Here is a 23,972-nt window from a genome sequence, read left to right on the forward strand (position 1 = left end):
GCAGCGCCGTTTCGCTAGTGATACAGCTCGCGCGCCGGCGTTCGAGTGAATGCCCGGCCGTCATTTGCGAGGCCTGCGACGTTGAAGAAATACTCGGTATTCGCCATCGCCCGCGAGGCCATGCGCGGTCACAAGGGCTGGGAGGAACAATGGTCCTCACCGGAGCCGAAGAAGGAGTACGACGTCATCATCGTCGGCGCCGGCGGCCACGGCCTGGCCACCGCCTATTATCTCGCCACCGTGCACGGCATCACCAACGTCGCGGTATTGGAAAAAGGCTGGCTGGGCGGCGGCAATACCGGCCGCAACACCACCATCATCCGTTCCAATTATCTCTATGACGAAAGCGCCGGCATCTACGACCATGCGCTGAAGCTGTGGGACGGGCTCAGCCAGGAGCTCAACTACAACGTCATGTATTCGCCGCGCGGCGTCATGATGCTCGCCCATAACATCCATGACATCCAGGTCCTGAAGCGGCACGTCCATGCCAACCGGCTGAACGGCATCGACAATGAATGGCTGACGCCGGAGCAGGCCAAGGAATTCTGCCCGCCGCTCAACATTTCGCGCAATGCGCGCTATCCGGTGATGGGCGCCTCCCTGCAGCGCCGCGGCGGCACGGCGCGGCACGATGCCGTCGCCTGGGGCTATGCGCGCGGCGCCTCGGCGCGCGGCGTCCACATCATCCAGAATTGCGAGGTCACCGGCGTCAAACGGGCGCCGAACGGCGCGGTCACCGGTGTCGAGACGACGCGCGGCTTCATCGGTGCCAGGAAGGTCGGCGTGGTTGCCGCCGGGCACTCATCGGTGATCATGAACATGGCCGGCGTGCGCATGCCGCTGGAAAGCTATCCGCTGCAGGCGCTGGTGTCGGAGCCGGTCAAGCCGGTGGTGCCCTGCGTTGTCATGTCGAACACCGTGCATGCCTATATCTCGCAGTCCGACAAGGGCGAACTGGTCATCGGCGCCGGCACCGACCAATATGTCTCCTATTCGCAGACCGGCGGGCTGCACATTTTGCAGCATACGCTGGACGCCATCTGCGAGATGTTCCCGATCTTCACGCGCATGAAGATGCTGCGCTCATGGGGCGGCATCGTCGATGTGACGCCGGACCGTTCGCCGATCCTGGCCAAGACGCCGGTGCCCGGCCTCTATGTCAATTGCGGCTGGGGCACAGGCGGCTTCAAGGCGACGCCGGGTTCGGGCCATGTCTTTGCCCATACGATCGCCAGAGACGATCCGCACCCGATCAACGCGCCCTTCACCATCGAGCGCTTCCGCACCGGCCGCCTCATCGACGAGGCGGCGGCGGCAGCGGTGGCGCACTGAAGCCGAAATGACGCGCAAGACTCACACCATGCTTTTCGGCTTGGCCCTCGTGGGCGTCACGGTGCTCTTCATGCTGTTGGTGGTCAGGGAGATTTTGGTTCGAATAGTCGGGTATGAGGCTAACGGGGTCGATCCCGTCATGTTGGCCATGTTTGTAGTTGTGGGCGTACTTACTTTTTTCTGCGTGTGGGCGTTTGCCATACCGAAAATACTCAAAAACGCGTTTCTGAATATCGGTTCCCCAAGAACCTTCTCTGGACCACGAACGCAAGCTGATGTCGATCGAGCCAAAGTGAATTTGCGCGCGGTAGGATTGCTCGTCGAAGACCGCCCTGCCGAAGAAAATGTTGTGACCAATCGTGGCAGACATGACGGCTCTGCACATGATGGGTCGACCAAATCCAAGAAAGTCGATTGATGCTTCTCATCCGCTGCCCCTATTGCGAGGAAGAGCGTCCGGAGCTCGAATTCCGCAACGCCGGCGAGGCGCATATCGCGCGTTCCCCAAACATCGCCAGCGAGAGCGACGACGATTTTGAAAAGTTCTTTTTCATCCGTTCCAATCCCAAGGGGATCATCTATGAGCGCTGGCGGCACATGCATGGCTGCGCGCGGTTCTTCAATGCCGTGCGCGACACCGTCAGCGACAGGTTCCTGATGACCTACAAGGCGGGCGAACCGAAGCCCGTAAAGCTGCCGGGAGCCGCCAAATGAGCGCCACGTTCCGCATTGCCGGCGCCGGGCGGCTCAAACAGGCAAAGATAGCTGGCTTCAGCTTCGACGGCCGCCCCTATACCGGCATCGAGGGCGATACGTTGGCCTCGGCGCTGCTTGCAAACGGCGTCCATCTCGTCGGCCGCTCGTTCAAGTACCACCGGCCGCGCGGTTTTCTGTCGGCCGGCGCCGAAGAGCCGAACGCGCTGGTCGAGATCAAGCGCGACGCGGCACGCAAGACGCCGAACGTGCGTGCCACGGTGCAGGAGCTCTATGACGGATTGACCGCACAATCGCAGAACCGCTGGCCGTCGCTCGCTTTCGACATTGGTGCAGTCAGCAGCATTGCCTCGCCGATGCTTTCGGCCGGCTTCTACTACAAGACCTTCATGTGGCCGAAGGCTGCGTGGAAAAACCTCTACGAACCCAAGATCCGCGCCGCCGCCGGTCTTGGCGTCGCTCCTGACCAGCCGGATCCCGACCACTATTCGGCGCGCTTCGCCCATTGCGAGGTGCTGGTGCTTGGCGGCGGTGCCGCGGGCATCGCCGCGGCATTGGCCGCGGCCGAGACCGGCGCGCGCGTCATCCTTGCCGACGAGCAGGCGGAATTCGGCGGCAGCCTGCGCTTCGAGAGCGGCGCGAAGATCGAAGGCCAGGACGGTTTTTCCTGGGCGCAATCGGCTCTCGCCAAGTTGAGCGCGATGGACAATGTCCGCGTGCTGCCGCGTACCACGGCCTTCGGCTATTACGCGCAGAATTTCGTCGGGCTGGTCGAGCGCGTCAGCGACCATCTGCAGAACCCCGGCCGCGACCTGCCGCGCGAGCGGCTGTGGCAGGTTCGCGCTAAACGCGTGGTACTGGCGACCGGCGCCATCGAGCGCCACATGGTGTTTGCCGACAACGACCGGCCGGGCATCATGCTGGCGTCGGCGGCGCGCACCTATCTCAACCATTACGGCGTCGCCGTCGGCAGGAATATCGGCGTCTATACGGCGAACGATTCCGCCTATGCGGCGGCGATCGACCTGAAAAAGGCCGGCATCAACATAGCGGCGATCGTCGACCTGCGCGACAACCCGACCGGGCCGGCGATCGACGAGGCGAGGGCGCTCGGCATCGAGGTCAATTTCGGCCGCGCGGTGATCCGCGCCGGCGGCAAATTGCGGGTGTCGTCGATGACCGTGCAGCCGAAGAATGGCGGCGGCGAGCGCACCATCCCGGTTGACGCGATTCTGATGTCGGCCGGCTGGACGCCATCGGTGCATCTGTTCTCGCAATCGCGCGGCAAGGTCGCCTTCAATGACGAGACCAAGCGCTTCGTGCCCGGAATTTATGCGCAGGACTGCGTCTCGGTCGGCGCCTGCAACGGTACCGACGGGCTGTCGGCGACGATCGACGAGGCCTATGCAGCGGGCGCCAAGGCGGCCAAGGACGCCGGCAGCAGGCCGGCCAAGGGCTCCAAGCCGAAGGTCGACGCCGGCGAGAGCTGGTCGCGCGGCATGCTGGGTGCAGCACCCGGTGCCGGATCGGATACGACGGTCAAGGCCTTTGTCGACTTCCAGAACGACGTCACCGCCAAGGACATCCGCCAGGCAGTGCACGAGGGCATGCGCTCGATCGAGCACGTCAAGCGCTTCACCACCAATGGCATGGCGACCGACCAGGGCAAGACCTCCAACATGCACGGCCTGGCGATTGCCGCCGAGACGTTGGGCAAGCCGATCCCGCAGGTCGGGCTGACGACGTTCCGCGCGCCCTATACGCCGGTGACATTCGGCTCGATCGTCGGCCACGCGCGGGGTCCCCTGTTCGACCCGACCCGCAAGACGGCGATCCATCCCTGGACCGAGCGCCAGGGCGCTGTATTCGAGGATGTCGGCCAGTGGAAGCGCGCCTGGTATTTCCCGAAGCCGGGCGAGGACATACATGCCGCCGTCGACCGCGAATGCGTGACGGTGCGCAAGACGGCCGGCCTGTTTGACGCCTCGACGCTGGGCAAGATCGAGGTGGTCGGGCCGGATGCGGCCAAATTCATGGAACTGCTCTACACCAATCCATGGGAGAAGCTCGAGCCCGGCCGCTGCCGGTACGGCATCATGCTGCGCGAGGACGGCTTCATCTATGACGACGGTGTCGTCGGCAGGCTTGCACCCGACCGTTTCCATGTGACGACGACGACGGGCGGCGCGCCGCGGGTCATGAACCATATGGAAGACTATCTCCAGACCGAGTTCCCGCATCTCAACGTCTGGCTGACCTCGATCACCGAGCAGTGGGCGGTGATTGCCGTGCAGGGACCGAAGTCTCGCGACATCATTGCGCCGCTGGTCGAGGGCATCGACATGTCGGATGAGGCGCTGCCGCATATGTCGGTGCGCGAAGGCAGGATCTGCGGCGTGCCGACAAGGCTGTTTCGCATGTCGTTCAGCGGTGAGCGCGGCTTCGAGGTCAACGTGCCGGCCGATTATGGCGAGGCGGTCTGGGAAGCGCTATGGGCCGAGGGCCAGAAGCACGGAGCCTGTGCCTACGGCACCGAGTCGATGCATGTGCTGCGCGCCGAAAAGGGCTACATCATCGTCGGCCAGGATACCGACGGGACGGTGACGCCGAACGATGCCGGGCTCGACTGGGCCGTCGGCAAGAAGAAGACCGATTTCGTCGGCATTCGCGGCATGGCGCGGCCGGACCTGGTCGCCAAGGGCCGCAAGCAGCTTGTCGGCCTGAAGACCAGGGATCCCAAGGTGGTGCTGGAGGAGGGCGCGCAGATCGTCGCGGACCCGAAGCAGGCAATCCCGATGAAGATGATTGGCCATGTCACCTCGAGCTATTGGTCGCAAAATTGCGGCCGCTCGATCGCGCTGGGGCTGGTCGCTGGCGGCCGCGATCGCACGGGCGAGACGCTCTATGTGCCGATGCCGGACGGGATGATCGAGGTGGAGGTCACCGGCATGGTGTTCTTCGACGAGAAGGGGGAGCGCCTCAATGGCTAAAGCCGCTTTGAAAACCGACGCCGCCGGACCCTCAGTCGAACGCCGTCCAGCTCTCGCCGGCCAGTCGCTTTCCGCCGCCGGCGTTACACTTGCCGTGCTGCCGCCGGCCGAGCGCATATCGCTGCGCGCGCCGGAAGCCTCGATTGCGGCACTTTCGAAAGCGCTCGGCGTCGTCCTGCCGCAAAGGCCGAAAACCTCGGCGGCAAAGGCCGGACGCACGGCCTTGTGGCTCGGGCCGGACGAATGGCTGGTCATCGACGAGAGCGGAAAAGATCCGCTCGCCGACTGCGCCAGCATTTCCGTACTGCATTCGGCGGTCGGCATCTCGCACCGCAACGTCGCCATATCGGTTACCGGTCCGGCTGCCGCGGCGACGATCAATGCCGGCTGCCCGCAGGATCTGTCGCTCGACGTCTTTCCGGTCGGGGCGGCGTCGCGTACCATTCTCGGCAAGGTCGAAATCGTGCTGTTGCGCACGGCGGCCGACGCGTTCCGCGTCGAATGCTGGCGTTCCTTTTCCGATTATGTCTTTACTTTTCTGTCGGAGGCGGCGCGCGACGCGGCAGCATAGGCATGTTCGCCGCGCCCGCCCGTTCTGCGACAGCGAGCCGAGGGAGAACGCAAATGCCGCCGAACTCCGCGCCGAAGTCGCCGGTCAAGACGCCGGCCGTGCGCTCTTTCGAAGACGAGCAGCGCACTGGGACGGATATCGAAGAGGAACTCGAGGAAGGCCTCGAGGATACATTCCCGGCCAGCGATCCGGTGTCGATCACCGGAACGGCCATTCCCGGCGCACCGGCAAGACCCGGCAAGCCCAAAAGCGTGGTGGGACAGAAGCGCAAGAAGTGATCTGCGCGGGGTGACAAAAAGCAGGGCTGAGGCAGCACGATGGGCGGCCGGTAATTGCTGCCGCCCTTTCGGTTCATCACCGCGTGTTGTCGCCCGATCGGCTCAGAAGCTGCTTGGCACGATCCACGGGTCGATGCCGATGCCGAGCCTCGGGCCCTTGCTGCCGGCCTTGTGGGCCGCGGCGTCCGTCTTTTCAAGCGATCCGGTCGGCGCGCAATCAAGCTTCGCACCGGTCTTGGTATCGATGCAGGTCACTTCTTGCTTGCCTGACTGATTGCTGCCGGCAAATGCGGCGCCAGAGAGCGCCAGCAGGGCGGCGAGCGTAAGGATTGCCTTCTTCATCGTCGGTCTCCGGTTTCCAGTTATTGGATTCGTACATGTACGGCATTGCGTACAGATACGCCCAAGACTTATGGAGTTCAAGCAAAATCGTACATGTACGGAGAAATTGAGCGCAGGGATTGCAGAACGCTCGGCGCCGCAGCGCGGATCGTTCGGAGAAGATCCTGCAGATCGGGAGGAGCGCCGCTCTTCAGCAGTTGACCGGCGGCGTGAGCGGCGCAATCTCGTGCGCGGCGATGGCTTCGAGCATGATGTCGCCGATCCGTGTGATGAACGTCGTCTGGTCGCCGAACGGGTAGAACGGGAAGGTGATCAGCAGCGAGATGGCGCCGTGGCCGACCGCCCACAGCATGGTGGCGATGGCGCGTGGATCGCCTTTGAGCCTGCCGGCGGCAACGCAGGCTTCGACCCTCTCGATCAGCACTTTCATCGCCGGGTTGCCGCCTTCCATCTCGGCAAAGGTCTTGCCGGTCGGCGGCTTGACTTTTTCGGTCATGAAGACGGTGCGGTACTCGTTGGGATTTTCCAGCCCGAAGGCGGCGTATTCGACAAGCACCGCCTTGAGCGCCTCGATCGGGTCGTCGGCCGTATGATTTGCGATGCGCCTGGCCAGGGTCTCGAAGGCGTCCTCGGCCAGCGCGAACAGGATGTCCTGCTTGTCGGCGAAATAGGAATAGACCGACATCGGCGCATAGCCGACGCGCTTGGCGAGCTTGCGGATGGTGAGGCCGTCATAGCCTTCTTCCTGGACAAGCTTGTGCGCGGCGTCGACAAGTTCGGAACGCAGTTCGGCCTTTTGTTTTTCGCGGCGCTCCTGGACGCTTAGCTGCAACTTTCTACTGCCTTATGACTGATGCTGGATGCAGCATATATACGCTGTACGGCGTCGGGCAAGGGCGGTGTGAAGCAGAGGCTTGACCTCACAAAACGATGTAACCAGGCAATAAAGCCGGCAACATCGGACTGTTACAGACGAAGACTAATTCGCGGCTCTGCAAAAATTTCGTTTCGGGAGGCCGTTATGACCGGAACTGAGCTTTCGTCCGGCGTGCCGGACGTGGACCCGCTTTCTCATCGCGCCAGGATGGCGCTCAGGCGCGTCGTCATGGTCGCATGGCTGGCGATCGCGCTCGGCTTCGCCATGGAAGCTCTCATTCTGACCGTCAGATTTGCGGCAGGTGCCTACCCGGCGACGACGCAGGTTCTGATCGAACTGGCGCAAGGCGTGACCTGGTCGTTCTTCGTCTGCGCCGGCGTCAGCCTCGGCACGGCGCTCACCAAGGTGCGAGCCTCGCTCGGTGGCCTGATCGGTGCGATTTCGGCGCCACTGGCGATGGGCATCGCCAAAGGGACGCAAAAGGTTATGGTCAGCGCGCTGGACGCGGCGGCAAAGCCGGCCATCCTGTCGCTCACGACGCTCGGTGTGCTGCGGGCGATCGAATACGGGCTGCTCGGCTGGGCACTGGCGTCGCTGGCATCGAAGGAAGAACCGCGTCCGCTCCATTTCGCGCTGGCAGGCGCCCTGATAGGCGCGGTATTCGGCGGCGGCATCACGGTGCTGACCATCGAGACGGCCGCGACGAACGACGCTGCTCTCGCAATGCCGCAGGCGATCGCAACCGGCCTCAACGAGATCGTGTTCCCAATCGGTTGTTCACTGGTCGTCTACATTGCGCTGCAGGTCAGCCGTCACATGAAGTACGTCGCGGCCGAAGCCAAATAGATTTGGCACAGATAGATTTGGGCTTCTCCGCCCGACGAGAGTCAGACCGCTTCCGGCTGGCGTTCGATCAGCGTCAGCGTCAGCCAGCGCGCGGTCAGCGCCGGTTTTTTCGAGCCCTCGATCTCGATCGTCACGTCGTGCGCCGTCTGCACCCACCCCGACGGCCTGACCTTGACGTCGGCCAGCACGAAACGGGTGCGGATGCGCGAGCCGGTCTTCACCGGCGCCAGGAAGCGCAGCGAATCGAAGCCGTGATTGACGCCCATTTTGCTGTTTTCCAGCGGCGGCATGGTTTCGAAGGTCATCGCCGACAACAGCGAAAGCGACAGGAAGCCATGCGCGATGGTGCCGCCGAACGGCGTTTCGCGGCTGGCACGTTCCGGATCGCAATGGATGAACTGATGGTCGTCGGTGGCATCGGCGAACTGGTCGATCATGCGCTGGGTGACGACCCGCCATGGCGACACGCCGACTTCCTTGCCGACGTTGGCCAGAAGCACATCGAGACTGATCGGTTCCACGCTGATGTCCTCCATCTTCACCCCCGGCATTTCACTCGCCGGATGGCGTGCGTCTCATTCCTTGAACAATGTCAGCCCGTGTTGCACCGACTGCCCGCCATCGATCGGCAGGATGGCGCCGGTGACATAGCTGCCGGCCCGGCTGCACAAATAGAGCGTTGCGCCGGCAATGTCATCCGGTGCGCCGATGCGGCCGATCGGAACGTGGTTGCCGATATGTCTTGCTTGGTCCTCGGTGCCGGTGGCGAAGGCCGTCATCCGGCTCCGGAAAGGGCCAGGCGCAAAGGCGTTGACGGTGATGCGGCGGGCGGCGAACTCGATCGCCAGGATGCGCGTCAGGTGGTGAACCGCGGCCTTCGAGGCCGAGTAGGAGTAAGCGTCTTCGGCCAAAGGCTGCGTGCCCATCACCGATCCAAGATTGATCACCCGGGCCGGGTCGGCGTCGCTGGCGGCGGCTTCGAGCAGAGGCAGCAATTCGCGCGTCAGGTGGAAAACCGCGGTGACGTTGACGCCGAACACCTTGGCCCAGGCATGGTAGGGAAAGCTTTCCAGCGGCGCGCCCCAGGAGATGCCGGCATTGTTGACCAGGATATGCAGCCGCTCGGTCCGCGCCCTGACCTCGGCCACAAGCGCCGCAATGCCGGCCTCGCTGGAGACGTCGCCGGCAAAACCTTCCGCCCGGCCGGATGCGCCAAGTCCGTTCAACTCGCCGGCAACCTTGGCGCAGTCCTCGCCCTTGCGCGAGGCAATCATCACCGAGGCGCCGGCCATGACCAGAGCGGTCGCCGCCATGCGGCCGATGCCGGTCGCGGCGCCGGTGACCAGCGCCGTCTTGCCGGCGACTGAGAACAGCTCGTCCAGATAGCTCATCGAATTCCTCCGCGCAGTTCACCGCGCTTTGGTTCAAGGAAGCGGCTTCACGTCGACAAGGTTAGCCGAACTTCGATCATGCTTGCCATGGGTAAAGTAGCTGGAGTGGGGCACGCTTAGCGGCTGAATGGTTAAGCCCGAAATGCAAGGTGGTCATTCGGCCGTGACATGGGTCGGATGAATGATGCGGCCGTGCCCGTTAGCGAGCACCTTGGTAAGCGGTTCATTTCGCACGTGAACCAGTCGTCATTACTCCTCCGCCCAAGCCGCAGGCGGGTCTTGAGGAGTTGGGAGGTGGCCGAGCAGTGGGGCGGGACTGATATTCGCAGTCGTGGACGGGGACTATGCTGTCGGGGGGGAAAGCCATGGGTAAGAAACAACGCACCGTCCTGCTGGCAGCGGTGGTTGCGACTGTCTTTGGCGTCCTTTTGCTGATCCTGATCCTGCAGATGATCAGTTTTCTAGTGGACTAGACCGAAGCGAAAGGCGTGCCTTTCCGGAGGAGCTCTACCGCAGGCTTTCCAGTTCGCGGATGCGTTTGGCGCCGTCGGCTTCGAGCTGCCTTGTGACCGCGCCGATCAGGGCTTCGGCAACGACGAAAAGCGCGGCGGATGAGTCCCAGGCCGAAGGCACGGCGGTGCGCCCGGCGATGACATGGCGGGCGAAGCGGGCGATCGGCGACAGCCACTGGTCGGTAAACAGCACGATCTGCACGCCGCGCTGGTTGGCCGTCTCGGCGAAACGGACCAAGCTGTCCTGGTAGCGCCTGATGTCGAAGATCACCAGCACGTCGCGCTTGCCCATGTCGATCAGTCGGTCGCGCCAGACGCTTTCCTGCCCGCCGAGGTGAAAAACGTTGGGCTGGATGATGGCGAGGTGGGCGGCCATGTAGCGCGCCAGCGGGTCGGTGAAGCGGCCGCCGATCAGGAATGTCTTGCCGCGCCGGTCGGCTAGCTTGGCGACGATGTCGGCAAGCTGTTTGTCCGAGAGATGCCGGAATGTCTCGCGCATGTTGTCGAGGGTCGCCTCCAGCATCGGCGACACGGCGCTGCCGCCCTGCGATGGCGGATTGAGCGTGCGCGAGGCCGGCGACTGCAATTGCGCCGCCAGCTCGTCTTGCAGCGCCGACTGGAATTCCGGATAGTTCTGGAAGCCGAGCCGGGCGACGAAACGCAGGATCGTCGGCGATGATACGCCGGCCGTAGCCGAGAATTCGGCGACTGTCTTCAGCCCGATCAGCGGATAGCTGGCGATCAGCGCTTGCGCTGCGCGCCGCTCGCCGGCCGGCATGGTGCCGATACGGTCGGAGATCAGTTCGGCAATGCTCGAAACCATGCTTTTTCCCCACCCTGGCCGTGCCGTTAGCGCATTATCGAAATCGCGTTTGACAAAGCCGGCCAAACTGTATGAAATCATCCGCAGGGACGCAATGAGGCAAAATACGTAACATACGATACAGCGCTCCCCGGGGACAGCAGACAATGGAGACAGCACGGCCCGCCAGCCTTGCATCGCCTGAAACCGTAAGGGTGACGAACCCCGGCGGATCAAGCCCTTTCGTGCTGACCTGCGACCACGCCTCCAATTTCCTTCCACCGGAATTCGGAACGCTCGGCCTTGCCGCCGAGGAACTTTCCCGCCACATCGCCTGGGATCCCGGCGCCTTGCCGGTGGCGCGCCGCATGGCCGAGGCGCTCGATGCGACGCTGGTCGAGACCTGCATCTCGCGGCTCATCATCGACTGCAACCGCCCGCTCGACGCGCCGGACCTGATAGTGACGGTCAGCGCCAGCGAAAAAACCGTGGTCCCGGCCAACCAGGGACTTTCCGCCGACCAGCGGGAGGCGCGCATCGCGCTGGCGTGGCGACCGTTTCACGAGCGGATCGCAACGGTCATCGACGAGCGCCTGGCGGCCGGGCGGGAGACCAGGCTGGTCTCGATCCATTCCTTCACGCCGCTCTACAAAGGCAAAAGCCGGCCCTGGCACATCGGCATCATCCACGACGAGGATCGCCGGCTGGCGGCGCCGCTGATCGCGACACTGAAGCGGCTTGCCGGCGTCAGCGTCGGCGTCAACGAACCCTATTCGCCGGCCGACCGGGTCTATTTCACGCTGGAACGCCATGCGCGCTCGCGCGGGCTGCCCTGCGCAATGATTGAAATCCGCAACGACGAGATCGCCGGCGCGGCCGGGCAGCGGAAATGGGCGGATCTGCTCACCGGTATTTTTCTCAATCTGGAGCCCGAAGCGGCCAAGGCCTCCAGACCAAGCGCCGTCGGAAAGTAAGTTCAATCGGCCAGCTAAGAAACCAAAAGGGGACTTTAAAATGGTAGCACCGGGTTACAGCGAAGTTGACAAGAAGGAGGACCTGAAAGTTCTCCACGGAATGGGCTATGCTCAGGAACTGTCGCGAAGCATGAGCCGCTTCTCGAATTTCGCGATCTCGTTCTCGATCATCTGCATCCTCTCAGGCGGCATCAATTCCTTCGCGCAAGCGACGTCGTCCATCGGTGGCGCCGGCGCTGGCATCGGCTGGATCGTCGGGTGCATGGTTTCGGGATTTTTCGCGCTCGCCATGGCCCAGATCGCCTCTGCATTTCCGACCGCCGGCGGCCTCTATCACTGGGCATCCATCCTGGGGAACCGTTTCACTGGCTGGCTCACCGCATGGCTCAATCTGCTCGGCCTGATCACCGTGCTCGGCGCCATCAACATCGGTACTGCTTTCTTCTTCGTCGGAACGTTCGGGAGCTGGTTCGGCATTACCGGTACTCCGGGCGAGATTGTCGGATTTGTTGCCGTCATCACCGCGATCCAGGCGCTCTGTAATCACTTCGGCATCAAGCTGACCGCCATGCTGACTGACGCTTCCGGCTTCCTGATCCTTGGCGCAACAGCTGTGCTGATCATTGCCTGCCTGGTGTTTGCGCCCGCAATCGACATCACGCGGCTGTGGACCTTCACCAACTATTCGGGTGATGCCGGCGGCGGTGTCTTCCCACAGTCGGATTCCATGAGCTACCTGTTCCTGCTCTGCCTGCTGCTGCCGGTCTACACCATCACCGGATATGATGCGTCGGCGCATACTTCGGAAGAAACGCTGAAGGCAGCGCATTCCGTTCCGCGGGCGATCATTTCGTCCGTGCTCTGGTCGTCGCTTATCGGCTGGGCGATGGTCTGCGCGATCGTTCTGGCAATTCCGGACTTGGCGGCAGGCGCCAAGCAGGGCTGGAGCGTATTCTTCTCGACAATGGATGCAATCCTACCGGGCTGGCTGAAAGAACTGCTCTATCTGGCAATCCTGATCTCGCAGTTCCTCTGCGGCCTCGCCACGGTGACCTCGGCCTCGCGCATGCTGTTTGCGTTCTCTCGCGACGGCGGCATGCCGGTCGGTTCGGCCGGGCTCGCCAAAGTCAGCCCAACCTGGCGCACGCCGGTCAATGCCATCTGGACCGCTGCGATCCTCGAGATCATCTATGTCTTTCTTGCCCAGTTCATTTCGATCGGCGGCACCAACATCTACACCATCGTTGTCAATTCGACGCTGGTGTTCCTGTTCCTGTCCTTCACCATTCCGATCGCGCTCGGCATGACGGCTTTCGGAACGGCGAAATGGCCGAATCCCGGCCCATGGAATCTCGGCGCCGGCCTGTTCAAGCTGTTTTGCATCCTGTCGATCATCGGCATGGCGATCATCTTCTACATCGCCATCCAGCCGCCGAACGACAAGGTGCTCTATATCACCCTGGGCTTCATCGTGCTGACCGCGGTGCTTTGGTTCGGTTTCGAGAACCGCCGCTTCCAGGGTCCGCCCATCGGCGACCAGATCGCGAAGCGCCAGGCGGCGATCAAGGCAGCCGAGCTAGCCATAGGCGAAGCCGGCGCCTGACCCCCTCTCATGACCATGGCCGGCATCGTGCCGGCCATGGGTTTCCGTTTCCTTTTCAAAGTGACAAGCCCGAAACGACAAGCGCTGGAGTGCCAAAGGAATGGCCGGAAATTTCTCGTTCGATCAGTTGAAGCAGGCGGTCTCCGGCGGCGAGGTCGACACGGTGCTGGCCTGCATCGTCGACATGCAGGGGCGGCTCGCGGGAAAGCGGTTCCTGGCCCGCTATTTCGTCGATTCCGCGCATGACGAGACGCATGGCTGCAACTATCTCTTGGCCGCAGACATCGATATGGAACCGGTGCCCGGCTACAAGGCGGCGAGCTGGTCGAAGGGTTATGGCGATTTCGTCATGAAGCCGGACCTTGCGACGCTGCGGCGCGTTCCGTGGCTGGAGAAGACGGCGCTGGTGATCTGCGACGTGCTCGACCACCATACCCATGACGACCTGGCGCATTCGCCGCGCGCCATGCTGAAGAAGCAGGTCAAGCGGCTGCAGGATCGCGGCTATATCGGCTATTTCGCTTCCGAGCTCGAATTCTATCTGTTCAGCGAAACCTACGATTCCGCCCGCAAGAAGCACTGGCAGGGCCTCGAGACGGCATCGCCCTACATCGGCGACTACCAGATCGGCATCACCACCAAGGAAGAAGGCGTCATGCGCCGGCTGCGCAACGAGATGGAGGCGGCCGGCATCCCGATCGAGAATTCGAAGGGCGAGTGGGGGCCAGGCCAGGAGGAGATCAATGTCCGCTACGCCGAGGCGCTCGACATGGCCGACCGCCACGTCATCCTGAAGAACGGCGCCAAGGAAATCGCCGAGTCCGAAGGCAAGGCGATCTCGTTCATGGCCAAGTACAATTACGGGCTCGCCGGCAATTCCAGCCACATCCATAATTCGCTGTGGAGCGCCGACGGCAAGACGCCGTTGTTCTACGACAAAAATGCCGAGTGGACGCTGTCGACACTCGGCCAGCAATGGGCGGCCGGCCAGCTCAAATATGCCAAGGAATTCACCTGGTTCCTGGCGCCATACATCAATTCCTACAAGCGCTTCCAGGCCGGCACGTTTGCGCCGACCAAGATCATGTGGAGCGAGGACAACCGCACCGCCGGCTTCCGTCTTTGCGGCGAGGGCACCAAGGGCATCCGCATGGAATGCCGCATCGGCGGCGCCGATTTGAACCCCTATCTGGCTTTCGCCGCGCTGATCGCGGCCGGGCTCGCCGGCATCGATGAAAAGCTTGAGCTGCAGAAGCCCTTCGTCGGCGATGCCTACCAGGCCTCGCAGCTGCCTGAAATTCCACAGACATTGCGCGACGCCACCGCGACGCTGGCGGAATCGAAAATGCTGAGGCAAGCGCTCGGCGACGATGTGCTGGAACATTACGTCCACACGGCACACTGGGAACAGTTCGAGTACGACCGCCGGATTACGGACTGGGAACTGCACAGGGGGTTCGAGCGGTATTGAATAATCTGGCAACGTTGGCGCCGCTCCTCACCCTCAGCCTCTCCCGTGAAGAACGGGGGAGAGGGGGCCCGGCGCTGAGCTTGTCCCTTCTCCCCGTCAGTATACGGGAAAAGGTGCCGGCAGGCGGATGAGGGGCGGCGCTAACCAACGACATTATTGTAGAATGCGAGGACCCAAGGCATGACCGAAACGGTCAAGATAAAATCCCCCGTCGACGGTTCGATCTATGCCGAACGGCCTCTTGCCACCGACCAGGCGATCGGTGCCGCGGTCGAACGTGCCAAGGCGGCGCAGGAGAAGTGGGCTGAGACGCCGGTCATCGAGCGCGGCAAATACATGCTTGCCATGCTGGAAGCGCTGGTCGCCATGACCGACGAGATCGTGCCGGAGATCGCCTGGCAGATGGGCCGGCCGGTGCGCTATGGCGGCGAGTTCGGCGGCGTCAGGGAACGCGTCAGCTACATGGTCGAGATCGCCGAGGCGGCCCTGAAGCCGGTCATGGCCTCCAATCCGAAGGACGGCTTTCGCCGCTATGTGAAGAAGGTGCCACTCGGCGTGGTCATGGTGATCGCGCCGTGGAACTATCCCTATCTCACCGCCGTCAACACCATCGTGCCGGCGCTGATGGCGGGCAGCGCTGTCATCCTCAAGCATGCGGCACAGACATTGTTGGTCGGCGAGCGGTTTCAGCAGGCGTTTGATAAGGCCGGCCTGCCCAAGGGCCTGTTCCAGAACCTCGTCCTGAACCACGCGCAGACCGAAAGGCTGCTCGGCTCCGGCAAGATCGACCATGTCAACTTCACCGGCTCGGTCGCCGGCGGCCGCGCCATCGAGAAGGCGGCGGCGGGCACCTTCATGACGCTCGGCCTCGAACTCGGCGGCAAGGATCCGGCCTATGTGCTGCCGGACGCAAAGATGGACCATGCCGTTGCCAATCTGGTCGACGGCGCTTTCTACAATTCCGGCCAGTGCTGCTGCGGCATCGAGCGCGTCTATGTGCATGAGACGGTCTACGATGAATTCGTCGAGGGCTTCATTGCCGAGACCAGGAACTACGTCGTCGGCAATCCGCTCGACCAGGCGACCACCATGGGGCCGATGGCGCAGGCGCGCTTCGCCGACCTGATCCGCGAGCAGAAGGCCGAGGCGTTGCGCAAGGGCGCCAGGGCGCACATCGATATGAAGGTGGCCAACGACAGGCAAGGTTCGCCCTATCTGGCGCCGGAAGTGCTGACCCAGGTCGACCACCAGATGAGCGTCATGCGCGAGGAAAGCTTTGGCCCGATCGTCGGCATCATGAAGGTGCGCAACGACGAGGAGGCGATCGCGCTGATGAACGACAGCCCCTATGGGCTGACGGCCTCGATCTGGACGCGCGACATTGAGCATGCGGCGGCGATCGGCGATCGTGTCGAGACCGGCACCGTGTTCATGAACCGCTGCGACTATCTCGACCCGGCGCTGGTCTGGACCGGCGTCAAGGACACCGGCAAGGGCGCGGCACTGTCGGCCATCGGCTACGACAATCTGACCAGGCCGAAATCATACCATCTGCGCGAGGTGATCTAAGGTGGCGATCGACAGGCATGCGATCGCTGTTGAGGGGGAGTAATGGCGGATACACAACAATCGGCGCTGCCAGATGGTGAGCGTCCCGAGGGTATCGGCGGATGGCTTGTCCTGCCGATGCTCGGGTTGATGCTCACGCCGATACTGGGGTTGGTACAACTGCACAATACCGACTATCTCGGCTTCGACTGGCAGGCCTTCAGTTTTTCTCAAGGTGCGCTGCTCGTTGCCGAACTGGTGACAGCAGGCGTTCTAAGCCTTACAGCCCCGGTCCTGTTATTGTTCTTCATGTTCAAGCGCTGGGAGATATTCCCGGGCTGGTACATGATTTGGGCAGTCGCGATGCCCGTATATGCCATCCTCGACCCATGGGCTGCGCATCTGGTTTTTCGCGAGAGCTTTCCAACCTTGGCTGATGCGTTCGACAGCGAAACGATGCACGGAATTTACCGTTCCGTCTGGGCCGCAGCCATCTGGATTCCGTACATGATGCGGTCAGACCGTGTGGCCAATACCTTTGTGAATTGACGACATCCGAGAGCACGAAAGCAGTCAAGAAGGTCGAAATGACAAAACTCGTTTCCAAATGGAATTACCCGACGACCGTCCGCTTCGGCGCCGGACGCATCAAGGAGCTGCCGGAGGTGCTGGCGGCGACCGGCATCAAGCGGCCGCTGTTCGTCACCGATCCGGGACTGGCCAGGCTGCCGGTGGTGGCCTCGACGCTGAAGATCCTCGACGACGCCAAGGTGCCCTATGGCGTATTTTCCGAGGTCAAGCCGAACCCGGTGGATTCCAACCTGACCGCCGGCATTGCCGTGTTCAAGAAGGGCAAGCATGACGGCGTCATTGCCTTTGGCGGCGGCTCGGCGCTCGACCTCGGCAAGCTGATCGCCTTCCAGGCCGGGCAGACACGGCCGGTCTGGGATTTCGAGGACGTCGGCGACTGGTGGACACGCGCCGATGCCGATGCGATCGCGCCGATCATCGCCGTGCCGACCACCGCCGGCACCGGCTCGGAAGTCGGCCGCGCCGGCGTCATCACCAATGAAGCGACCCATACCAAGAAGGTCATCTTCCATCCAAAGCTCTTGCCGGCGATCGTCATTGCCGATCCGGAGCTGTCGGTCGGGATGCCGGGCTTCATCACCGCCGGCACCGGCATGGATGCGCTCGCTCACTGTCTCGAAGCCTATTGCGCGCCGGGCTATCACCCGATGGCCGACGGCATCGCCGTGGAAGGCATAAGGCTGGTCTTCGAAAACCTGCCGAAAGCCTATGCCAACGGCAAGGATCTGGTCGCCCGCGCCAACATGATGAGCGCCGCTGCCATGGGAGCGGCCGCCTTCCAGAAAGGGCTTGGAGCGATTCATTCGCTGTCGCATCCGATCGGCGCGCTCTACGATAGCCACCACGGCATGACCAACGCCGTGTTCATGCCCTACGTGCTGGCCTTCAACCGCGAGGCGATCGAGCCGCGCATCGCCCGGCTTGCCGCCTATTGCGGCATCAAGGGCGGCTTCGACGGTTTTGCCAAGGCGATCATCAAGCTGCGCAAGGAGCTCAAGGTGCCGCATGCGCTGCCCGGCCTGATCAAGGGGCTCGACATGGACAAGAAGCGCAAGGGCCTGATTGCCGACATGGCGGTGGTCGATCCGACCGCCGGCGGCAACCCGGTCAAGCTGACCAAGAAGGCGGCGCTGACGCTGCTCGAAAACGCCATCGCCGGCACCGTCTGAGACAATTTTCGCATCGGAAATCGACTTGGGAAAAGAGGCAAAGGAAAGGGGGAAAGATGAAAGGCAAGATCGAAACTAGTTAGCCGGAAAAAGAATCGCGGAGCGATTGCTACAGCCGGTTAAAAAGAGTTTACTTTTTCATACTGCGGGGCATCGCTTTCACAAAGCTTTCATCTGGCTGTCACACGAAAACGATACCGCATCGCAGGCGTCCAACGGCGTCAGTTCAACGGAGAGAACACATGTTCAAATTCACGGGAAAACTGCTTTCCCTTTCGGCCGTCGCCCTGATGGCGACCTCTGCCATCTCGTCGGCCCAGTCCATGGATGAACTGGTCGCCGCAGCCAAGGCTGAAGGCCAGCTCACCACCATCGCGCTGCCGCATGACTGGTGCGGCTACGGCGCGGTCATCGACGGCTTCAAGGCAAAATATCCGGGGATCACCGTCAACGAGCTCAACCCCGATGCCGGCTCCGGCGACGAGGTCGAGGCGATCAAGGCCAACAAGGACAACAAGGGCCCGCAAGCGCCCGACGTCATCGACGTCGGCCTGAGCTTCGGCCCGACCGCCAAGAAGGATGGCCTGATCCAGGCTTATAAAGTATCAACCTGGGACTCGATCCCGGACAGCGCCAAGGATGCCGAAGGCTTTTGGACCGGCGACTACTACGGCGTGCTTTCGTTTCTGGTGAACAAGGACCTGGTCAAGGAAGCGCCGGCCGACTGGGCCGATCTGCTGAAGCCGGAATTCGCCAATACCGTGGCGCTCGCCGGCGACCCGCGTGCTTCGAACCAGGCCATCCAGGCAGTCTATGCCGCCGGCCTTTCCGGCGGTGCGGCTGCCGGCGAAGCCGCCGGCACGGCTGGTCTCGACTTCTTCAAGAAGCTCAACGCCGCCGGCAATTTCGTGCCGGTCATCGGCAAGCCCGCGACGCTTGCTCAAGGCCAGACGCCAATCCTGGTGACCTGGGATTATAACGCGCTTGCCGGCCGTGATACGCTGAAGGGCAATCCGCCGGTCGACGTCGTCGTGCCGAAGACCGGTGTCGTCGCCGGCGTCTATGTTCAGGCGATCAGCGCCTATGCGCCGCACCCGAATGCTGCCAAGCTGTGGCTGGAATATCTCTATTCCGACGAAGGCCAGATCGGCTGGCTGAAGGGCTATTGTCACCCGATCCGCTTCAACGACCTCGCCAAGAATGGCAAGCTCCCGGCTGACGTGATGGCCAAGCTGCCGCCGGCCGAGTCCTATGCAGCCGCGGTGTTCCCGACGCTCGACGAGCAGGGCAAGGCCAAGGAAGCCATCACCAAGAACTGGGATGCCGTCGTCGGCGCCAACGTCAAGTAAGACTTGAGATCAGCCGGGCGGCTTAGATCGCCGCCCGGCATACCTCCAGGACGGTAGCCGGCGCATGACCGATATCTCGTTGTCCGATCACGCTGTTGCCGGGAAGACCGCGCCTCCTGCCGACGCCCGCAGCATGCGGCTGCCGACGCAATGGCTTGGCGTTGCGCCTTTCTTCATCTTCGCCATCATGTTCTTGATCCTGCCGACGCTCTATCTGATGCTGGGCGCATTCCGGAACGATGCCGGCGAATTCACTTTCGAAAACATAGCGGCCTTGGCGCAGCCGTCGATCGTTGCCGCCTACTGGATCTCAATCAAGGTCAGCCTCGCCTCGTCGCTGATCGGTGCTTTCGCGGGACTTGCCATTGCCATCGCCATCGTGCGCGGCGGGCTGCCGGAGTGGATACGCTCGGCGACACTGACCTTTTCCGGCGTGGCCTCCAATTTTGCCGGCGTGCCGCTGGCCTTCGCCTTTCTCGCGACGCTCGGTCGGCTCGGGCTCGCCACGGTGCTGCTCAACGTCTTGGTCGGCTTCAACATTTATGCCCATGGTTTCAACATCCTGTCGTTCTGGGGCCTGACGCTGACCTATGTCTATTTCCAGATCCCGCTGATGGTGGTGATCATCGTGCCGGCGATCGATGGGCTGAAGAAGGAATGGGGCGAAGCGGCGGCAACGCTTGGCGCGACCCAGGCGCAGTTCTGGCGCATGGTCGTCATTCCGGTGATCTGGCCAAGTTTCCTCGGCACCGTCATCCTCTTGTTCGCCAACGCCTTCGGTGCCATCGCCACCGCTTACGCTCTGACCGGCTCCTCGCTTAACATCGTCCCTATCCTGCTCTACGCGCAGATCCGCGGTGACGTGCTGCACAATGCCCATCTCGGCTACGCCATCGCCTTCGGCATGATCGTCATCACTGGGCTGGCCAATGTCTTCTACATCTGGTTCCGGACGCGCTCTGAGAGGTGGCTCAAATGAAGTCCGGCAGATTCTGGGCCTGGATCGTCTTCGCGCTGGGCGCGGCCTATTTCTTCATTCCGCTGATCGCGACCGTGGAATTCTCCATGCGCATGCGGCGCGGCGCGTATTCCTTCGATGCCTATCAGGTCGTGCTCGGCGATCCCCGCTTCCAGGCGACCTTCATCTATTCGGTGGTCGCAGCCATCTTCACCATCGTCCTTGGCGTGCTGGTGGTGGTGCCGGCGGCGTACTGGATTCGTCTGCGGCTGCCGCAGATCAGGCCCGTCGTCGAGTTCATCACGCTGCTGCCGCTGGTCATTCCGGCCATCGTTATCGTCTTCGGCTACATCAGAATGTACGGGTCGAACTCACCGCTGCCGTTCCTGGCCAGCGAGACAGGAGCCAATGCCTTGCTGGTCATCGGTTATGCGACACTGGCGCTGCCCTATATGTATCGTGCCGTCGACACCGGGCTTCGCACAATCGACGTGCGGACACTGACCGAGGCGGCGCAGATCCTCGGCGCCGGCTGGGGCACGATCATCACCCGGGTCATCCTGCCCAACGTGCTGATCGCAGTGCTGTCGGGCGCCTTCCTGACCTTCGCCATCGTCATCGGCGAATTCACCATGGCCAGCCTGCTCAACCGGCCTGCTTTCGGACCCTATCTGCAGAACGTCGGCGCCAATCGCGCCTATGAGCCGGCGGCGCTTGCCATCATCGCCTTTGCCATTACCTGGGGCTGCATGTCGCTGATCCAGATCCTGTCGCGCTTCGCGCCGCGATCGGCGAACCGTCCGAACTGACCCGAAGGAAAAAGCTATGGCCGAGCCATTCCTCTCAATCCAGCATGTGCAGAAATCCTTCGGCGCCGCCATTGTGGTGCAGGATTTCAACCTCGACGTCGAGCCGGGCGAATTCGTCTCCTTTCTCGGACCGTCGGGCTGCGGCAAGACGACGGTGCTGCGCATGGTCGCCGGTTTCGAAGAGCCATCCGCCGGCAAGATCGTCGTGGCCGGCAAGGACGTCACCCGGCTCAAGCCCAACCAGCGCAACATCGGCATGGTGTTCCAGGCCTATGCGCTGTTTCCGAACCTCACCGTGGCGCAGAATATCGGCTTCGGGCTGAAGGTCGCCGGTATGCCGAAGGCCGATGCCGACAGGCGCGTTGCCGAGATGCTCGACATCATCAAGCTGCCGCAGATGGGCGACCGCTATCCCTATCAGCTCTCCGGCGGTCAGCAGCAGCGCATCGCGCTGGCGCGGGCGATTGCGCCCAAGCCGAAGCTGCTGCTGCTCGACGAGCCGCTGTCGGCGCTCGATGCCAAGGTGCGCGTGTCGCTGCGCGAGGAAATCCGCTCGATCCAGAAGAAGCTCGGCATCACCACCATCTTCGTCACCCACGACCAGGAAGAGGCGCTGTCGATCTCCGACCGCATCGCCGTCATGTATGGCGGCAAGGCCGAGCAGGTCGGCACGCCGTTCGAGATCTACAACCGGCCGGCAACCAAATTCGTCGCCAATTTCGTCGGCACGCTGAACGTGCTCGAAGGCACGGTCACCGACGCCGCTTCGGGCAAGGTGCGCGTCAACTCGCAAGAGGTCTCGCTCAAGGGCAAGCTCAACGGCTCGAAATCCGGCGACACGCTGTCGCTGGCGTTGCGGCCCGAGGCGATCTCGCTCGGCCGACACCCCGGTCGCGATTCCAGCCTTTGGGGCGAAATCGCCGAGGTGCATTTCCTCGGCTCGGTCATCCGGGTTCGCGTCGGCATCGGCGGCAGCACGGTCTCGCTCGACACGTTCAACAATCCGGCCACACCGCCGCCGGCCGTCGGCGAAAAGGCCGAGATTTCGTTCTCGTCGGGCGACATGCTGGTGCTGCATTAGGAGAAGAGTGAATAGTGAACAGTGAATAGTAAGAATGCGCTTTACGCGCCGAAATTCCTCTGCACGCAGCCATTCACCATTCACCATTCACCATTCACCATTCACCATTCACCAGCAGCCAAAGCCGTCGTCGTTTTTGCAGTGCCAATCGCCCGGCTTCACCGCTACGATAAGGCATGGCGCTTTTTGAACTCACCCTTGTCCTGCTTCTCATCGCGGTCGCCCTGACCGCGTTGTCGCGGCGTCTGCAGATTCCCTATCCGTCATTGCTGGCGCTGGCCGGCGCCGGCATCGCCTTCCTGCCGTTTGCCCCGACCATCGAGATCGACCCGGGGCTGGCGCTCGCTCTGTTCATCGCGCCGGTTCTGCTCGACGCGGCCTATGACACGTCGCTGCGCGATCTCAACCGCTACAAGGTTTCGCTCATCCTGCTGGCGCTTGGCGCCGTCATCTTCACCACCGTGACGGTCGCGCTGGTCGGCTGGACGATGGCAGGCTTGCCCATCGCCGCCGCCATAGCGCTCGGCGCGATCGTAGCGCCGCCCGATGCGGTGGCGGCGGCGGCCGTGCTCGGACAGTTCAAGGTGCCGCACCGCATCACCGCCATCCTGGAAGGCGAGAGCCTTCTCAACGACGCCACGGCGCTGCTGATCTACAGGATGTCGGTTTCCGCAGCCGCCGGCACCATCCTGTTGAGCAGTGCCGTTCCAATGATCCTGCTGTCGACGGTCGGCAGCCTTGCCGCAGGCTATGTGCTCGGCCGGTTGTCTCTCGCCATACTCGGCCGCATCGACGACCCGGCGAGCGGCACCGTGGTGCAATTCGCCTCAACCTTCGGCGTCTGGATCCTGGCCGACAGGATAGGGCTTTCCGCCATCATCACGATCGTCGTCTACGCCATGACGATCGCACGTACATCGCCGCGCCGCATGCCGGCAAGGAATCGTGTCAGTTCCTACTCAGTCTGGGAGACGGCGGTGTTCGTGCTCAACGTGCTGGCCTTCGTTCTGATGGGCCTGCAAGCGCGGTCCATCGTCGGCCGACTTGCCGAGCAAGGACAAAGCGAGGCGTTCGTCTTTGCCCTGGCTGTGCTGGCCGTCGTCATCGTATCGCGGCTCGTCTGGGTTCTGGGCTGCGGCGCGATCCTCAGAGCGCTGGCACGTCTGGGCGACGAGGACAGGCGGAAGGACGCACCGACATTCCGCGGCGGCGTGCTCATCGGCTGGTGCGGCATGCGCGGCCTGGTGACGCTTGCGGCAGCCTTCGCCTTGCCGGCCGACTTTCCGGGCCGTGATCCGATCGTGCTCGCCGCTTTCACGGTCGTGCTCGGCACATTGGTGCTGCAAGGCGTCAGCCTGAAACCGTTGCTGCTTCTGCTCAATCTCGACCTCGACCGGACGGTCGACCGGGAGGTGGCGCAGGCGCGCGTCGCCATCATGCAGGCGGCGCTGGACGTGCTCAGCGGCAAGACATCGAGCGCGGCCGGGGCGGTGCGAGAGCAATATGCCGCCCAGCGCGCCATCGCCGAAAACCCCGAGGATGCCCAGGCGGCGACCGAGTATGACAGATTGCGTCTCTACGCCATCAAGAGCCAGCGCGATGCGCTGGAGCGTTTGCGCATCGACGGAACGATCGGCGACGAAGCCTACCACCGCCTTGAGGAAGAAATCGACTGGTCGGAACTGGCAGCATCCCCGCCCGGTCGGTTCCAGCCGCTGACCACTTAGCATCTGGCCCAAGCTCCCTCCGCCCGGCTGCACA

General features: G+C 62.8%; 23 protein-coding genes. 18 read left to right on the top strand and 5 right to left on the bottom strand.

The window, feature by feature from the left end; genetic code table 11:
- Positions 1 to 81: 81 nt before the first annotated feature.
- From NKI41_RS08480 to NKI41_RS08505, 6 genes are read left to right on the top strand one after another with little or no spacing between them, the layout of a single operon-like run.
- Positions 82 to 1,335 carry a sarcosine oxidase subunit beta gene (locus NKI41_RS08480; protein WP_352469485.1) on the top strand — a complete coding sequence of 418 codons (1,254 nt, stop codon included), beginning with the start codon at positions 82 to 84 and terminating at the stop codon, positions 1,333 to 1,335.
- A 7-nt stretch (positions 1,336 to 1,342) separates the two neighbouring features.
- Positions 1,343 to 1,753, top strand: coding sequence for a hypothetical protein (locus tag NKI41_RS08485; RefSeq protein WP_352469486.1), 411 nt, complete (start codon positions 1,343 to 1,345; stop codon positions 1,751 to 1,753).
- The gene (locus NKI41_RS08490; protein WP_023675338.1) at positions 1,753 to 2,049 is read left to right on the top strand and encodes a sarcosine oxidase subunit delta; all 297 of its coding nucleotides are present in this window, start codon (positions 1,753 to 1,755) and stop codon (positions 2,047 to 2,049) included. The genes NKI41_RS08485 and NKI41_RS08490 overlap by 1 nt, the downstream gene beginning before the upstream one ends.
- Positions 2,046 to 5,039: a sarcosine oxidase subunit alpha gene (locus tag NKI41_RS08495; protein ID WP_352682466.1), complete on the top strand. Its 2,994-nt coding sequence runs from the start codon at positions 2,046 to 2,048 to the stop codon at positions 5,037 to 5,039. The genes NKI41_RS08490 and NKI41_RS08495 overlap by 4 nt, the downstream gene beginning before the upstream one ends.
- Positions 5,032 to 5,610 carry a sarcosine oxidase subunit gamma gene (locus tag NKI41_RS08500; protein ID WP_352539384.1) on the top strand — a complete coding sequence of 193 codons (579 nt, stop codon included), beginning with the start codon at positions 5,032 to 5,034 and terminating at the stop codon, positions 5,608 to 5,610. The genes NKI41_RS08495 and NKI41_RS08500 overlap by 8 nt, the downstream gene beginning before the upstream one ends.
- A gap of 53 nt (positions 5,611 to 5,663) precedes the next feature.
- The gene (locus tag NKI41_RS08505) at positions 5,664 to 5,888 is read left to right on the top strand and encodes a hypothetical protein (protein ID WP_023675341.1); all 225 of its coding nucleotides are present in this window, start codon (positions 5,664 to 5,666) and stop codon (positions 5,886 to 5,888) included.
- 102 nt (positions 5,889 to 5,990) lie between these two features.
- Here the strand turns inward: NKI41_RS08505 and NKI41_RS08510 are convergent, their stop codons facing one another.
- The gene (locus tag NKI41_RS08510) at positions 5,991 to 6,230 is read right to left on the bottom strand and encodes a DUF680 domain-containing protein (RefSeq protein ID WP_352682468.1); all 240 of its coding nucleotides are present in this window, start codon (positions 6,228 to 6,230) and stop codon (positions 5,991 to 5,993) included.
- 190 nt (positions 6,231 to 6,420) lie between these two features.
- A complete protein-coding gene (locus tag NKI41_RS08515) occupies positions 6,421 to 7,062 on the bottom strand; it encodes a TetR/AcrR family transcriptional regulator (RefSeq protein ID WP_352469491.1) in 642 nt (213 codons plus the stop codon).
- 189 nt (positions 7,063 to 7,251) lie between these two features.
- On the opposite strand from NKI41_RS08515, the gene NKI41_RS08520 reads away from it, so the two are divergent.
- A complete protein-coding gene (locus NKI41_RS08520; protein WP_352682470.1) occupies positions 7,252 to 7,953 on the top strand; it encodes a hypothetical protein in 702 nt (233 codons plus the stop codon).
- Between the two features lie 41 nt (positions 7,954 to 7,994).
- Here the strand turns inward: NKI41_RS08520 and NKI41_RS08525 are convergent, their stop codons facing one another.
- The 3 genes from NKI41_RS08525 to NKI41_RS08535 all read right to left on the bottom strand — a co-directional run bounded on the left by NKI41_RS08525 (position 7,995) and on the right by NKI41_RS08535 (position 10,679).
- Positions 7,995 to 8,489: a MaoC family dehydratase gene (locus tag NKI41_RS08525; RefSeq protein WP_031211357.1), complete on the bottom strand. Its 495-nt coding sequence runs from the start codon at positions 8,487 to 8,489 to the stop codon at positions 7,995 to 7,997.
- A 39-nt stretch (positions 8,490 to 8,528) separates the two neighbouring features.
- Positions 8,529 to 9,344, bottom strand: coding sequence for an SDR family oxidoreductase (locus tag NKI41_RS08530; protein WP_352682471.1), 816 nt, complete (start codon positions 9,342 to 9,344; stop codon positions 8,529 to 8,531).
- A 507-nt stretch (positions 9,345 to 9,851) separates the two neighbouring features.
- Positions 9,852 to 10,679 (bottom strand): MurR/RpiR family transcriptional regulator, encoded by an 828-nt coding sequence (locus tag NKI41_RS08535; RefSeq protein ID WP_352682473.1) that lies wholly within the window; start codon positions 10,677 to 10,679, stop codon positions 9,852 to 9,854.
- 146 nt (positions 10,680 to 10,825) lie between these two features.
- On the opposite strand from NKI41_RS08535, the gene NKI41_RS08540 reads away from it, so the two are divergent.
- From NKI41_RS08540 to NKI41_RS08590, 11 genes are all read left to right on the top strand, one after another.
- Positions 10,826 to 11,632, top strand: a complete 807-nt coding sequence (locus tag NKI41_RS08540) for an N-formylglutamate amidohydrolase (RefSeq protein WP_352682475.1) — start codon at positions 10,826 to 10,828, stop codon at positions 11,630 to 11,632.
- Positions 11,633 to 11,672: 40 nt separating this feature from the next.
- Entirely contained in the window at positions 11,673 to 13,235 is a 1,563-nt protein-coding gene (locus NKI41_RS08545) for an amino acid permease (RefSeq protein ID WP_352682477.1), read from the top strand.
- Between the two features lie 100 nt (positions 13,236 to 13,335).
- Positions 13,336 to 14,706 carry a glutamine synthetase family protein gene (locus NKI41_RS08550; RefSeq protein WP_352682479.1) on the top strand — a complete coding sequence of 457 codons (1,371 nt, stop codon included), beginning with the start codon at positions 13,336 to 13,338 and terminating at the stop codon, positions 14,704 to 14,706.
- Positions 14,707 to 14,886: 180 nt separating this feature from the next.
- Positions 14,887 to 16,275, top strand: a complete 1,389-nt coding sequence (locus tag NKI41_RS08555) for an aldehyde dehydrogenase family protein (protein ID WP_352682481.1) — start codon at positions 14,887 to 14,889, stop codon at positions 16,273 to 16,275.
- A 42-nt stretch (positions 16,276 to 16,317) separates the two neighbouring features.
- Positions 16,318 to 16,803 carry a DUF2569 domain-containing protein gene (locus NKI41_RS08560; protein WP_352682483.1) on the top strand — a complete coding sequence of 162 codons (486 nt, stop codon included), beginning with the start codon at positions 16,318 to 16,320 and terminating at the stop codon, positions 16,801 to 16,803.
- A 38-nt stretch (positions 16,804 to 16,841) separates the two neighbouring features.
- Complete coding sequence (locus NKI41_RS08565; protein ID WP_352469501.1) at positions 16,842 to 18,014, top strand: iron-containing alcohol dehydrogenase; 1,173 nt, start codon at positions 16,842 to 16,844, stop codon at positions 18,012 to 18,014.
- Positions 18,015 to 18,256: 242 nt separating this feature from the next.
- A complete protein-coding gene (locus NKI41_RS08570) occupies positions 18,257 to 19,363 on the top strand; it encodes an ABC transporter substrate-binding protein (RefSeq protein WP_352469502.1) in 1,107 nt (368 codons plus the stop codon).
- Positions 19,364 to 19,427: 64 nt separating this feature from the next.
- Positions 19,428 to 20,342, top strand: a complete 915-nt coding sequence (locus NKI41_RS08575) for an ABC transporter permease (RefSeq protein WP_023675356.1) — start codon at positions 19,428 to 19,430, stop codon at positions 20,340 to 20,342.
- Entirely contained in the window at positions 20,339 to 21,130 is a 792-nt protein-coding gene (locus NKI41_RS08580; RefSeq protein WP_352454042.1) for an ABC transporter permease, read from the top strand. Before NKI41_RS08575 ends, NKI41_RS08580 begins: the two co-directional genes overlap by 4 nt.
- Before the next feature lie 16 nt (positions 21,131 to 21,146).
- Positions 21,147 to 22,211: an ABC transporter ATP-binding protein gene (locus NKI41_RS08585; RefSeq protein WP_352682486.1), complete on the top strand. Its 1,065-nt coding sequence runs from the start codon at positions 21,147 to 21,149 to the stop codon at positions 22,209 to 22,211.
- Between the two features lie 176 nt (positions 22,212 to 22,387).
- Positions 22,388 to 23,938 (top strand): cation:proton antiporter, encoded by a 1,551-nt coding sequence (locus NKI41_RS08590; protein WP_352539373.1) that lies wholly within the window; start codon positions 22,388 to 22,390, stop codon positions 23,936 to 23,938.
- The last annotated feature ends 34 nt before the right edge of the window (positions 23,939 to 23,972 follow it).

The sequence above is a fragment of the Mesorhizobium sp. M0601 genome (assembly GCF_040320845.1).
Taxonomy (GTDB): domain Bacteria; phylum Pseudomonadota; class Alphaproteobacteria; order Rhizobiales; family Rhizobiaceae; genus Mesorhizobium.

Bases quoted from the DNA above. Each gene is read 5' to 3' on its own strand.
- NKI41_RS08485 (WP_352469486.1), top strand. From the start codon at position 1,343: ATGACGCGCAAGACTCACACCATGCTTTTCGGCTTGGCCCTCGTGGGC.
- NKI41_RS08490 (WP_023675338.1), top strand. From the start codon at position 1,753: ATGCTTCTCATCCGCTGCCCCTATTGCGAGGAAGAGCGTCCGGAGCTC.
- NKI41_RS08495 (WP_352682466.1), top strand. From the start codon at position 2,046: ATGAGCGCCACGTTCCGCATTGCCGGCGCCGGGCGGCTCAAACAGGCA.
- NKI41_RS08500 (WP_352539384.1), top strand. From the start codon at position 5,032: ATGGCTAAAGCCGCTTTGAAAACCGACGCCGCCGGACCCTCAGTCGAA.
- NKI41_RS08505 (WP_023675341.1), top strand. From the start codon at position 5,664: ATGCCGCCGAACTCCGCGCCGAAGTCGCCGGTCAAGACGCCGGCCGTG.
- NKI41_RS08510 (WP_352682468.1), bottom strand. From the start codon at position 6,230: ATGAAGAAGGCAATCCTTACGCTCGCCGCCCTGCTGGCGCTCTCTGGC.
- NKI41_RS08520 (WP_352682470.1), top strand. From the start codon at position 7,252: ATGACCGGAACTGAGCTTTCGTCCGGCGTGCCGGACGTGGACCCGCTT.
- NKI41_RS08525 (WP_031211357.1), bottom strand. From the start codon at position 8,489: ATGGAGGACATCAGCGTGGAACCGATCAGTCTCGATGTGCTTCTGGCC.
- NKI41_RS08530 (WP_352682471.1), bottom strand. From the start codon at position 9,344: ATGAGCTATCTGGACGAGCTGTTCTCAGTCGCCGGCAAGACGGCGCTG.
- NKI41_RS08535 (WP_352682473.1), bottom strand. From the start codon at position 10,679: ATGGTTTCGAGCATTGCCGAACTGATCTCCGACCGTATCGGCACCATG.
- NKI41_RS08540 (WP_352682475.1), top strand. From the start codon at position 10,826: ATGGAGACAGCACGGCCCGCCAGCCTTGCATCGCCTGAAACCGTAAGG.
- NKI41_RS08545 (WP_352682477.1), top strand. From the start codon at position 11,673: ATGGTAGCACCGGGTTACAGCGAAGTTGACAAGAAGGAGGACCTGAAA.
- NKI41_RS08550 (WP_352682479.1), top strand. From the start codon at position 13,336: ATGGCCGGAAATTTCTCGTTCGATCAGTTGAAGCAGGCGGTCTCCGGC.
- NKI41_RS08555 (WP_352682481.1), top strand. From the start codon at position 14,887: ATGACCGAAACGGTCAAGATAAAATCCCCCGTCGACGGTTCGATCTAT.
- NKI41_RS08560 (WP_352682483.1), top strand. From the start codon at position 16,318: ATGGCGGATACACAACAATCGGCGCTGCCAGATGGTGAGCGTCCCGAG.
- NKI41_RS08565 (WP_352469501.1), top strand. From the start codon at position 16,842: ATGACAAAACTCGTTTCCAAATGGAATTACCCGACGACCGTCCGCTTC.
- NKI41_RS08570 (WP_352469502.1), top strand. From the start codon at position 18,257: ATGTTCAAATTCACGGGAAAACTGCTTTCCCTTTCGGCCGTCGCCCTG.
- NKI41_RS08575 (WP_023675356.1), top strand. From the start codon at position 19,428: ATGACCGATATCTCGTTGTCCGATCACGCTGTTGCCGGGAAGACCGCG.
- NKI41_RS08580 (WP_352454042.1), top strand. From the start codon at position 20,339: ATGAAGTCCGGCAGATTCTGGGCCTGGATCGTCTTCGCGCTGGGCGCG.
- NKI41_RS08585 (WP_352682486.1), top strand. From the start codon at position 21,147: ATGGCCGAGCCATTCCTCTCAATCCAGCATGTGCAGAAATCCTTCGGC.
- NKI41_RS08590 (WP_352539373.1), top strand. From the start codon at position 22,388: ATGGCGCTTTTTGAACTCACCCTTGTCCTGCTTCTCATCGCGGTCGCC.